At 63.3% G+C, this 11988-nt stretch carries 9 protein-coding genes; 8 read left to right on the forward strand and 1 reads right to left on the reverse strand.

All coding sequences use genetic code 11. The features are described 5' to 3' along the window. Positions 1–196: 196 nt before the first annotated feature. Positions 197–325 (reverse strand): hypothetical protein, encoded by a 129-nt coding sequence (locus CEW87_RS22870; protein ID WP_267897186.1) that lies wholly within the window; start codon positions 323–325, stop codon positions 197–199. A 195-nt stretch (positions 326–520) separates the two neighbouring features. Between CEW87_RS22870 and CEW87_RS03400 the strand changes: the two genes are divergently transcribed. The 8 genes from CEW87_RS03400 (at position 521) to CEW87_RS03435 (ending at position 11939) form a co-directional block, all read left to right on the forward strand. Beyond that, entirely contained in the window at positions 521–1528 is a 1008-nt protein-coding gene (locus CEW87_RS03400; RefSeq protein ID WP_234421653.1) for a M14 family zinc carboxypeptidase, read from the forward strand. A gap of 38 nt (positions 1529–1566) precedes the next feature. Then, entirely contained in the window at positions 1567–2361 is a 795-nt protein-coding gene (locus CEW87_RS03405) for an alpha/beta fold hydrolase (protein ID WP_108971447.1), read from the forward strand. 189 nt (positions 2362–2550) lie between these two features. Further along, a complete protein-coding gene (locus CEW87_RS03410; protein ID WP_108971448.1) occupies positions 2551–2973 on the forward strand; it encodes a hypothetical protein in 423 nt (140 codons plus the stop codon). Positions 2974–3095: 122 nt separating this feature from the next. Further along, positions 3096–5699 (forward strand): TRAP transporter fused permease subunit, encoded by a 2604-nt coding sequence (locus CEW87_RS03415; RefSeq protein ID WP_159098069.1) that lies wholly within the window; start codon positions 3096–3098, stop codon positions 5697–5699. 378 nt (positions 5700–6077) lie between these two features. After that, positions 6078–7874 (forward strand): HD domain-containing phosphohydrolase, encoded by a 1797-nt coding sequence (locus tag CEW87_RS03420; protein ID WP_108971450.1) that lies wholly within the window; start codon positions 6078–6080, stop codon positions 7872–7874. A gap of 45 nt (positions 7875–7919) precedes the next feature. Then, entirely contained in the window at positions 7920–9317 is a 1398-nt protein-coding gene (locus CEW87_RS03425; RefSeq protein ID WP_108971451.1) for a TolC family protein, read from the forward strand. Further along, positions 9314–10213, forward strand: a complete 900-nt coding sequence (locus CEW87_RS03430) for a PhnD/SsuA/transferrin family substrate-binding protein (protein WP_108971452.1) — start codon at positions 9314–9316, stop codon at positions 10211–10213. The genes CEW87_RS03425 and CEW87_RS03430 overlap by 4 nt, the downstream gene beginning before the upstream one ends. 79 nt (positions 10214–10292) lie before the next feature. Beyond that, complete coding sequence (locus CEW87_RS03435; RefSeq protein ID WP_159098070.1) at positions 10293–11939, forward strand: sensor histidine kinase; 1647 nt, start codon at positions 10293–10295, stop codon at positions 11937–11939. Positions 11940–11988 lie beyond the last annotated feature (49 nt).

Genomic DNA, 11988 nt, shown 5'->3' on the forward strand with positions numbered 1-11988 from the left:
TAATTACGTATCGTGACATTGTATCCGGAGGCGCCGTTTCGGCTTTGCCTAATGCCGGAGAATGCGGAATTTATCACTAAAGTAGACAGGACTCGCCGCCGCCCACGGCAGCCTTTTCCGAATGCTGTGGCTGCACCACGACCGCGGAGACCACCCTTCGAATACCTGCAGCAAGCAGGGCGCCGGGGGGTGCGTCTCAACCGCGCGACTGATCGCCTCTGCGCCGCGAACGCTGCAGCGCGACGAACTCAAGCACACCCCACAGCAGGGCACTGGCGACGGAGAGTGCCGGGTAGCGCACACACCTGCGTATCAGTCCGCTCATGACATCCCCCCGCAAAGAGACGATTGAAGGCCTTCCACCCTAGCAAGGAAACATGACAGTTTCGCTTCAATGCGGCTCCATGGCGGCACTCTGCGTGTTCCCGCAACTTCCGGCGCTGCGGCTGCAGCAGCTGCGGTATGCTCGGCAACCCGGTCCTTCGAACGGCTGAACGTGACGCATCCCGAGCTTCCCGAATTGAGCGCACTTGAACAGGTCATCGAGACAGGTGCGAGCCTCCTCGAGACCCGGATCATACAGACCGTTGAGACCGCGTCCGGCACCCCGCTTCCGCTGTACGCCATCGCGCTCGGCAATCCCGCGCCCGACGTACCCGCCATCGGCATATTCGGCGGCGTGCATGGACTGGAGCGCATTGGCACCACGGTCGCAATCGCCTATCTGCAGTATCTGGTGACACGCCTGCAATGGGACGTCACCCTGCATCAGCAACTCGAGACCATGCGCTTCGTGTTCATGCCACTGATCAATCCAGGTGGCATGCTGCTCGGAACGCGCGCGAACCCCAATGGCGTAGACCTGATGCGCAACGCCCCGCTCGACTCGAACGAACGCGTGCCGATGCTGGTGGGCGGACAGCGGATCAGCCCACGCCTGCCGTGGTATCGCGGCGCGAGCAACGGCAACATGGAGACCGAGAGCCGGGCCGTATGCGATCTGGTTGCAACCGACCTGCTCACACGCAAGTTCGCCCTCGCGGTGGACTGCCACTCCGGCTTCGGCGTCAGCGACCGCCTCTGGTTTCCGTATGCACACACGCGCACCCCGTTCAGCCATCTGGCAGAGATTCACGCGCTCAAGGATGTCTTCTACCGCACGCATCTTCACCATCCCTACATCTTTGAGCCCCAGAGCAGCCAGTATCTGACCCATGGCGACCTGTGGGACTTCCTGCATCTGCGCGCCCTCGAAACGCCCGAGCGCATCTTCCTGCCGCTGACACTGGAAATGGGCTCATGGCGATGGATCAAGAAGAATCCCCGCCAGCTGCTGAGCCGCCACGGCATGTTCAACCCCTTGATCGCGCACCGGCAGCAGCGTGTGCTGCGGCGCCATCTGTCGCTGCTCGACTTCCTGTCGCGTGCGAGCTGCAGCTACCTCAAATGGCTGCCGCAGGGCGAGGCACGCTCCGATCACCATGCGCGGGCGATGGCGCACTGGTATCCCTCGGCCCCCACGGCCTGAGTCCGATCACACCACCCGGCCCACTGAACACCGAAGCCATGACGACCTGGATCTTTCTGCGCGGACTGACACGGGAAAGTCGCCACTGGGGCAGCTTCACCGACACCTTTGAGCACACGGTGCCGGACGCCCGGGTGATCACACTCGACCTGCCCGGTAACGGCGACCTGAACCAGCTCGCCAGCCCCGTGCGGGTCGAGGAGATGGCGGAACACTGTCACGCGGCGCTTCAAGCGCTGGACGTCGCGAGGCCGTGCAAGGTGCTGGCGATGTCGCTCGGAGCGATGGTAGCCGTCGCATGGGCCGGCGCCCATCCGCAAGACATCGACAGCTGCGTGCTCATCAATACCAGCATGCGCCCGTTCAGCCCCGTCCATCACCGCCTGCGTCCGCGCAACTATCTGCCCCTGCTGCGGCTGGCGGTCGCGGGCGGCAAGGCGCGCGAGCATGAACGTGCCATTCTCGGGCTCACCAGCCAGCTCCGCGCCGACAGCGACACGGTGACGGCGGCCTGGACCCGCATTCACGAAGCACATCCGGTTACCGGCGCCAATGCCCTGCGCCAGCTACTCGCTGCTGCACGCTATCGCGCGCCAGCGCAGAAGCCTGCCGCCGCCATGCTGCTGCTCGCCAGCACCCGCGACACCCTGGTCAACGCTGCGTGCTCTCGCGCACTCGCAGCCGCCTGGCATTGCGAACGGAGGCTCCACCCCAGCGCCGGACATGACCTGCCGCTGGACGACGGCGAGTGGGTGGCGGAGCAAGTGCGACAATGGGTCGAACGCAGCCCGGGCCACTGCACGAGCGCTCCGGCAGGCGACGCCCGCCGCTGACCCGGCACGGCATGACAGCCGACCTGCGCCGGCGCGGGATCCGGCGCAAGGGCGTGCAAGGACCGTCGTTATCAGCAAGCGCCCCGACGCGCACTACCGTTGGGACGGACACCCGGGCAGCAGGCCCGATCGGGTATCCTGTGGCCATCCTCATGCAAACACAGGCTCCGGCCTGCGCCCTCGCCCATCATGCTGCCCGATGCCGCCCCCGCCCTCAGCCTCGAATGGTCCACCCTGCAGGACAACCATGAACGTTATGAGCGCGGCCTGATGTGGCTCAAGCTGCTGTCGGTGACGCTTTCGGCCATCGCCCTGATCAGTGGCAACGCAGCACACTGGATGGCCTTCCTGGTCGCCGTGCTATGGGGTCAGGAAGCGATCCTGCGGACATTTCAGGCGCGCCTGTCGGTGCGTATCCTGCGCATCGAAGCGCTGGTGCGCGAGGGGGCCGACACATCGGCCGCCTGCCAGCTGCACAGCGAATGGGAGGCGGCACGAGGCAGCACGGCCGGGCTCATCGTCGAATACGCGCGCAATGCGCTGCGCCCCACCGTGGCCTTTCCGCACGCGGTGCTGGTGCTTGCACTCGGCGGGATGTCACTGCTGGACTGAACACGGCCTTGACCAGGCAATGGCTGCGACAAGATACTGAAACCCGAGCCGGCACCGGGCTGCCTGACGCAGACGGGGCCACTGCCACCCGGCCATCGCCACACGGAACCTGGGGAGTGCGCATGAGCGATGCCAGCAATACGGATTCCGGTCCCGATGCCGCGCGCAAGCGCAGCCTGAATACCGCCAACATGGCGATGGGGCTGCGCCATCCGCAAGGGCCGGTCGCTACGCTGCTGGTCGCAGCCGGGCTGACATGGTCAGCGTTTCAGCTATGGGTCGCCTCTCCGCTGCCGGAACTGCTCGGCGTACTGGTGTTCAACGAGGCCCGTATCCGCTCGCTGCACCTCGCCTTTGCGGTGCTGCTTGCCTTTCTCGCCTACCCGGCACGGCGCAGTGCGGATTACGGCACGGTGCCGGTCCACGACGTCGTCCTTGCCGTGCTCGCTGCGCTGGGCGCGGGCTACCTCGCGCTGTTCTATGCGTCGGTGAGCGCGCATACGGGTGACCCCACGGATTTCGAAGTGGCGGCTGCTGCCGTCGGCCTGGGCCTGTTGCTCGAGGCCGCGCGGCGCGTGCTTGGCCTGCCGATGGTGATGATGGCCCTGGCCCTGCTCGGCTACATCTTCCTCGGCCAATGGATGCCCGACCTGATTGCGCACAAGGGCGCCTCCTTTGGCAGAACCATGAGTCACATGTGGCTGACCACCGAAGGGGTATTCGGCGTCGCGCTCGGGGTGTCGGCCGGGCTCATCTTTCTGTTCGTGCTCTTCGGCGCCCTGCTCGAAACCGCGGGGGCGGGCAGCTACTTCATCCGCAGTGCGGTGGCGCTGCTGGGACACATGCGCGGCGGCCCGGCCAAGGCAGCAGTCGTCGCTTCAGCCGCGACCGGCCTGATTTCGGGCTCGTCGATCACCAACGTGGTCACGACCGGCCCGCTCACCATTCCGCTGATCAAGCGCGTCGGCTATCCGGGGGAAAAAGCCGCTGCGATCGAGGTCGCAGCCTCGGTCAATGGTCAGGTGATGCCACCGGTCATGGGGGCAGCGGCCTTCCTGATGGTCGAATATGTCGGCGTGCCTTATGTGCAGGTGCTCAAGCACGCACTGATCTCGGCCATGGTGTCCTACCTCGGCCTGCTCTACATCGTGCACCTCGAAGCGGTGAAGGCGGATCTGCGTGGTCTGCCGCGCCGCCACTCGCCGCACTGGCAACGCTCGCTGAAGAACTTCGCGCTCGGCTTCCTCGGCATCGCGCTGGTGCTGGCGGTTGTTTCCGTCATCGGTGCCGTCGTCCACGCCGTGCTGCCGAATCTGTCGTTCATGGTCATGGCTGGCCTGCTGCTGGTGGCCTACGTGGTGCTGCTGCGCATGAGCCTGCCACACGCGGGCGAAGCGCTGCCGGCCGACGCCCCGATCACCAGCCTGCCGGAGTTCGCCCCGACCCTGCGTTCAGGCATGCACTTCCTGCTGCCGGTCGGCGCACTGGTCTGGAATCTGGTCATCGAGCAGCTTTCACCCACCCGCGCCGCCTTCTGGGCGACGCTTTTCCTGGCGTTCATCGTGCTGACGCAACGTCCGCTGATGGCCTGGTTCCGCGGTGACCGCAAGGTCACCGATGCCGCCTGGGAAGGCATGCAGGACCTGGTCGACGGCCTGGCCGCCGGTGCCCGCAACATGATCACGGTGGCGATCGCAACGGCGACGGCCGGCATCATCGTCGGCACCGTGACCCTCACCGGCATCGGTCTGGTCATGACCGAACTCGTCACCGCGCTGTCGGGGGGCAACATCATCGTCATGCTCGCCCTCGTGGCAATGATCTGTCTGGTGCTCGGCATGGGGCTGCCGACGACAGCGAACTACATCGTGGTGTCTTCGCTGATGGCACCGGTCATCGTCAACATCGGCGCCCAGAACGGACTCTTCGTTCCCCTCATCGCCGCCCACCTGTTCGTCTTCTACTTCGGGCTGATGGCCGACATCACGCCACCGGTGGGGCTGGCCTCCTATGCCGCTGCCAGCATTGCGCTGGCAAACCCCATGCGTACCGGCATCATCGCCTTCCGCTACTCGATGCGCATGGCGCTGCTGCCCTTCATGTTCGTGCTTAACCCCAAGCTGCTGCTGATCGGTGTCGACGGGATCGGCCACACCCTGATCACCCTCGCCAGCGCGACGCTGGCCGGCTTCGCCTTCATCTCGGTCAATCAGGGCTGGCTGCTGATTCGCAGCACCACCACCGAACGCCTGCTGATGCTGCTTGTAGTCTTCATGCTCTTCCACCCCGGCCTGTTCATGGACCCGCTGAACACGCCCTACCACCAGCTCAACGGCACTGCGGCAGAAGCGGCCATCCTCGACGCGCCGGACCGCACCCAGATGCGCGTGCTGCTGAGCGGCACGACGCTCGAGGGCGACCAGGTCGAACGCGGCGTTCTGCTGCCGCTTGGCACCCCTGCAGCCACGGCCACCAGGCGCCTCGCCAACAGTGGCATCGACGCCACAATCGTCGATGACGGCTTCGACATCCGTCGCGTGGACTTCGGCAGTCAGGCGGGCAAGCTTGGCATCGAAGCCGGCTTTCGCATCATTGCGGTGGAAGTGCCCGGAGACCGCATCGCACGGGAGTGGATGTTCGTACCTGCACTGCTCCTGCTCGCATGGGTCGCGCGTCGCCAGCGCCAGCGACGCGAGGCTGCACCCACCACAGCGGACGCCAATTGACCGCCAAGAGCCCGTTCGCAAACAGTCTCCGACCGCTCGCCTGCGGACGCAGCGTGAGGTCTGTCTCAGTTTTGCCACTTCCGCGAAAAATATGCTTTCGGGCATAGAGCACCGGCCGTGATCCAGCGCACAATCAAGCCGTTCAGCATGCTTCAGAATTGACCCGCCCATGTATCATGCATGGGCGCGAAATCGTGAATAATCAATAACGTGTTACGCCGATTCAGGTGTCACAACCCGGCAGGCCCGCATGCATTGAGGGACGGAGCACGTGAGTCGGGTCGAGCGCTGACGAAAGTGATTGCATAAGGTGATCTCGCGGATGGATGGCACGCTCGCCAGTCCGCGCGGCGAAAGCACGAACGGGAATTGATCCAAATGGACATGAAGGCGCTGGATGTTCTTAAGTCGGTAACACTCCTCTACGTGGAGGATGACAAGGAGACACGCGAAGAGCTGGCGATGATTCTCGAGCCCTGGGTGGGCGAGCTGCATGTCGCCTGTGACGGTGAGGAAGGCTTGAGACTGTTCGAGGAGAAAAGCCCGGACATCGTCGTCACCGACATCCAGATGCCGCGCGTCAGCGGACTCGCCATGAGCAGCGAGATACGGCGCCTTGTGCCGGAACAGCCCATCATCGTCGTCAGTGCCTACAACGATGTCGAATACCTGTTCCGCGCAATCGAACTGGGTATCGACCAGTACATTACCAAGCCGCTCAACGTAGATCGCCTGCTCGACAAACTGGTGCACATCACCACCGCCAATCTGGCGATGAAGGAGCGCCGGCTCAACCTCGTACTGCTCGAGCAGTACAAGCATCTGGTCGATGAAAGCGCGATCGTGTGCAAGCTCGACCTCACCGGAAAGATCACCTACGTCAACGCCAAGATGTGCGAGATCAGCGGCTTTTCCGCAGATGAGCTGATCGGGCGCGAAATGAGCGTGCTCCAGCACGACAGTGAACTGCCGCAGCGGGCTCACGCCACCTTCGTGGATGCCCGTTCGGGCCGGAAGTGGGCCGGGATCGTAAAGAACAGGCGCAACAATGGCGAGATGTATGTCGTCGAAAGAAGCCTGGTACCCATCGTGAACGACCATGGCATGGTGACCGAGATCGTTGCGCTCGATGTCGACGTAACGCCGTTCTACGAGACCTACAAGAATCTTGTCGATGTCCTGAGCCGCACCCACCTCACGCTGGAAGAGCAGCGTCACTTCGTTGGCGAATACAAACGCGCGCTTGAGCTTGGCACCTGTGTCTGCGTCACCGACCAGGCTCACCGCATCGTCAGCATCAACCGCCAGTTCGAAACCCTGCTCGGCCTGCCCAGTGCAGACCTCGAAGGCGAGCCGGTGAGCCGGATCATGCCCGACCTCAAGGACGAACGCTGTCTGGACGAGGTTCAGCAAGCCAACCAGGAGCACTTCACCAGCCGCGTCGTCACCATCGTCGGACACGAAGGCAAGGCGATGCAGTTCAGCGTCGGCTTCGTCGGCGTGCACGATCTCTCGGGCGCAGTGAAATCGATCATCATGATCTGCCAGGACATCACCGAATCGATGCGACTGAGCCGCGACATCGTGGACACCCAGCGCGAGCTGCTCTACATGCTGGGCGAAGTGGTCGAAAGCAGGAGTCAGGAAACTGGCGAGCACATCCGGCGCGTTGCCCAGGTTTCGAAGTTCCTCGCACTCAAGGCGGGCCTCGACCCCGACATCGCCGAGATGATCGAAACCACTGCACCGATGCACGATGTGGGCAAGGTCGGCATCCGCGACGCCATTCTGCAGAAGCCCGGCAAGCTCACCGAGGACGAATACGAGGAGATGAAAGCCCATGCCAGCATCGGCTTCAGCATCCTCGGCAAGGTCGACCGCCCGCTGATCGGCGTGGCCGCGAACATCGCCCACCAGCATCACGAGCGTCACGACGGCATGGGTTACCCACGCGGGCTCAAGGGCGACGAGATCAGCATGGAAGCGCGCATCGTCGGCATCGCTGACGTACTCGACGCCCTGCTGAGTTCGCGCATCTACAAACCGGCCTGGGACGAACAGCGCGCATATGATTACTTCCGCGAGCAACGCGGCAAGCAGTTCTCGCCCGAACTGACCGATCTGCTGCTAACGCACTGGGACGCGATCATGGCCCTGCGCAACGGCAACAACTGAGCCGCACTGCGCCGCCAAGGGCGCATCGACAACCGGAGTGTCCTCTTGAAGCCATTCGCCCTACTCGCTGCCGTGCTCGTCAGCATGTCTGCAAGCGCAGCCGACCCACTCGATCAGCTTACGCTTGAGCGGGCAATCGAGATCGCACGCGAGAACCACCGTTCGCTGCGAGCCTCGCAGGCGGCGCTGGACATGGCAGAAGCACAGTACCAGCAGGCCATGGCGGCCTTCGGGCCGAAGCTCGGCTTCGAGGCCGGCATCCAGCGGGCAGACCAAGATCGCACTTTCTCCTTCAGTGGCACGGTACAGACTCCAGACCTGTCCATCTCCACTCCGTTTGGGCCGGTTCCTGTGCAGGGCCAACCACTGCCAATGAACCTTGACGTCAAGCTCTTCGACCGCGACGTCTCCAAGGCTGCCCTGAACTTCACCTATCCGCTCTACACCGGCGGCAAGGAAGAGGCCCTGCAGGGCATGGCGCGCAAGGGTGCAGAGATTGCCCGCGAGGAGAAGCGCAGAACCGAGCTGGAGGTCGTGCGCGACGTACGCAAGTATTACAACGGCGTCCACTTCACCCAGCACATGGAAGCGCTCGCCAGCGACACGCTCGCGCGCTTTGAGGCACTGGAGGACCTCACCGACCGGCTGTACCAGAATGCCTCCTTGCGCGTGAAGCGCACCGACTATCTGCGCACCAAGACGACCACCGCGGTGACGCGCTCCATGCTGCACGAGGCGCGCTACGCCAGCCGCCTGAGCAAGGAGGCCCTGGTCAATGCGATGGGCCTCCCGCTGAACACCCCGCTCACCCTGGCAGCAGAGACCCCGCTACCGCCCTTCGATGCCCGGCTGGAGGATCTGATCGCCGATGCGATGCAGTTCAACCCGGACAAACAGCGCCTTGAACTGGCCGTGCAGGCTGCCTCCTTCAAGATCGACGAAGCCAGAAGCGGTTACCTGCCCACGATCGGGCTGGAGGCCAGTACGTACAAGGTGTGGAATGACTACCAGCGTGGCCTTTTCAACGACGACAACCGCGACGGATGGACCATCGGCATCGGCATCAAATGGGATCTGTTCGACAGCGGTCTGACCCGTGCAGAGGTCAACGCAGCCCAGGCGGGCAAGCTCAAGCTCGAAGCACAACGGGTGCTGCTCGACAACGGCCTGGCGCTGCAGATCAAGGACGATTTCCTGCGCATCCAGCGCTCCCGCGTTCAGGTGGACGACAACCTCAAGGCACAGGCCTATGCGGAAGAGAACCGCAAACTGCATGTGCGCGCCTATCAGGAGGAAATGGTCGAAACCAAGGACGTGATCGAAGCCCAGATCGTCGAGAGCTTCACCCAGGCCAGTCTGTACCGTGCCGGCCACGAACTGCGCACAGCATTGGCCGACCTCGACTACAAGCTCGGGCGGGCGCTGCAGAGAGACAGCCCATGAGGGCCATGCGCTACCTGCGGCAAGGGCTGCTCATGTTGCTGTTCGCCCTCGCCACGAGTGCTGCCCACGCCGATGAGCCACCACCCATCGCGATCGGCTTCTACATGCCGCTGATCCGCGATGTACCGCGCAAGGACGTGGAGGTCACGCTGCGATACTGGGTCGAAGAGCTGACAAAGCCGTTCAACCTGACCTATCGGCCGGTACGCCTCTATGACAGCATGGACGAACTCAAGCGCGACATGCAGGCCGACAAGATCAACTTCATGGTGGCCAGCGCCATGGCCGTCGCACAGCATTTTTCCAACGAGGAACTGGCGGGCGGCTTCTCTGGCGTGAAGTCCACGCCGGAAAATCTGCTCCTGGTCGTGCGTCGCGCAGCAGGCATCCGCACCCTGCCCGATCTCACCGGAAAACGTGTCCTGGTGCTGGACCAGGACGAGCTCAGCGAGGTCTACCTCAAAACCCTGTTGATGAAAGCTTCGCTGTCGCCCAACCGCCTCGCGGCCATCAAGAAGGAGAAGCGCTCGAACAGCCTGGTGCTGCAGCTGTTCTTCAATCAGGGCGATGCAGCGCTGATAAACCGCAATGCGTTCGAAATCGCACGGACCATGAACCCGCAGATCGGCGAACGCCTGGAGGTGCTCGAAGCCTACACCTTCGAGGCGCGCGCGTCCGGCACCGGCCTGTTCTCCGCGCGTATCAGCCCCGAACATCGCGACTTCATCACCCAGGCCGCACTGAAAATCGGCACAACAGCACGCGGACGGCAATTGCTCGATATCTATCAGGCCGACGCCATGGTCAAGACCGATGTTTCGGACCTGAACCCCTACCGCGAACTGCTGGACGCGTATGCCAAGCTCGCAGACAAAGCGGGAGGTTCACGCCAATGATGCCGCAATCCGGAATCATGCGCGCCAGGCCACATGCTTCGCCACCTTACCGGGTCGTCAGCCGGGGCAGGTACGCGACGTGGCGCTGACAGCCGATACCAGTCAGCAGCCGGAGCGGCGCCGAAGCCTGTTGCGCTGGCTGCCGGCGCACCGGATGTTCATGCGCGTGTTCCTGGTCTTCGGCAGCCTGCTGCTGGCCATGACTGCACTGTACGGCATGCTGATTGTCCCGCTGCAACAGGACTCGCTGCTCAAGGTCATGTACTCGCAGGCTGACATCGTCTCGCGCTCGATTATTCAGGCATGCTCCGAGGCGATGATCACCGATGACTTCGGCTTCATCGTCGAACACAATCTGCAGGTCCTGCAGAACAACCGCAACATTCGCTCGGTCCTGATCACACCCAAGCGCGGCACGATCATTCGGATCGCACCAGAAGGCTGGGCCATGCAGGACAGCGCCCCGCAGGCGGAGCCAGACAAGACACTGGAGAACACTACGTACGGCATTGTCAGCAATGCCGATGGCACCACGCACTACCGCTACAGCACGCCGATCCGCTTCAGCGGACTGAGCTGGGGGTCGATCGAAATCAACTTCACCACCAGCGAATACGACGCCAACACGCGCGAGATGTACAAGCAACTCCTGTTCATCTCCATCCTGGTCGTCCTGGCCATCCTGCCCGTAGGCTACTTTTTCGCCCTGTGGCTGATCCGACCGATTGCGGACATCAGCCAGGCCGCATCGCGTGTTGCGCAGGGCGACCTAGACGCGCATGTCGACATCGCGCGACAGGATGAAATCGGCCAGCTCTCACGCAGCTTCAACCAGATGGTGGACGCATTGCAAGAGAGCAGGACCAGAGTCAGGTTCTACAACCAGGAGCTTGAACAGAAAGTGGCCGAGCGCACCCACGAACTCGACGAACTGAACCGCACCCTCGACCAGCGCGTGCGCGACGAGATCAGCAAGCGCAAGGAGCAGGAGACCCTGCTCATCCACCAATCGCGCCTGGCGGCAATGGGCGAGATGATCGGCGCCATCGCCCACCAGTGGCGCCAGCCGCTGAACGCGCTCAGCCTGGTGATGCAGAACATCCGCATGCAGCACCGCAGCGGCCGGCTAACCGAGCAATCGATGGCGCGCATGCAGGAAAAGTCGGAGCAACTGGTCCAGCGCATGTCATCGACCATCGACGATTTTCGCGACTTCTTCAAGCCCGACAAACACGCCGTAACCTTCAACCTGGCACAGGTCATCCGCTCGTCGGCGGGCATCATGGACGGCGTGTTCAACAATCACTGCATCGCGCTGAGCATCGATTGCGATGACGACATCGAAGTGTTCGGTATCCCGGGGGAATTCTCCCAAGTCATTCTCAACCTGCTGAGCAATGCCAAGGATGCGGTACAGGACACCCATCAGCGCTCGCCGCGCATCCAGGTCCACGCCAGCCGCGACAGCGACCGCGTCCGCATCTGCGTGGACGACAACGGCGGGGGCATTGCGCCAGAGGTCATGGACCGGATCTACGAGCCCTACTTCACCACCAAGAACGACGGCAAGGGCAGTGGCATCGGCCTCTACATGTCGAAGATGATCGTTGAAAACAACATGCACGGGCGACTCGAGGCGAGCAACACCGACGAGGGCACCCGCTTCACGATCGAGCTCGACACCCCGGGCCGGAACTCCGAAACGGCGTCGGAACAGGTCGCGTGAGCGCCGGAGCCGGCGCTGCCGGGCGACCTCACCATCGAGGGCATCGTCG

This window comes from Parazoarcus communis, assembly GCF_003111665.1.
Taxonomy (GTDB): Bacteria; Pseudomonadota; Gammaproteobacteria; order Burkholderiales; family Rhodocyclaceae; genus Parazoarcus; species Parazoarcus communis_B.

Bases quoted from the DNA above. Each gene is read 5' to 3' on its own strand.
- CEW87_RS22870 (WP_267897186.1), bottom strand. From the start codon at position 325: ATGAGCGGACTGATACGCAGGTGTGTGCGCTACCCGGCACTCTCCGTC.
- CEW87_RS03405 (WP_108971447.1), top strand. From the start codon at position 1,567: ATGACGACCTGGATCTTTCTGCGCGGACTGACACGGGAAAGTCGCCAC.
- CEW87_RS03410 (WP_108971448.1), top strand. From the start codon at position 2,551: ATGCTGCCCGATGCCGCCCCCGCCCTCAGCCTCGAATGGTCCACCCTG.
- CEW87_RS03415 (WP_159098069.1), top strand. From the start codon at position 3,096: ATGAGCGATGCCAGCAATACGGATTCCGGTCCCGATGCCGCGCGCAAG.
- CEW87_RS03420 (WP_108971450.1), top strand. From the start codon at position 6,078: ATGGACATGAAGGCGCTGGATGTTCTTAAGTCGGTAACACTCCTCTAC.
- CEW87_RS03430 (WP_108971452.1), top strand. From the start codon at position 9,314: ATGAGGGCCATGCGCTACCTGCGGCAAGGGCTGCTCATGTTGCTGTTC.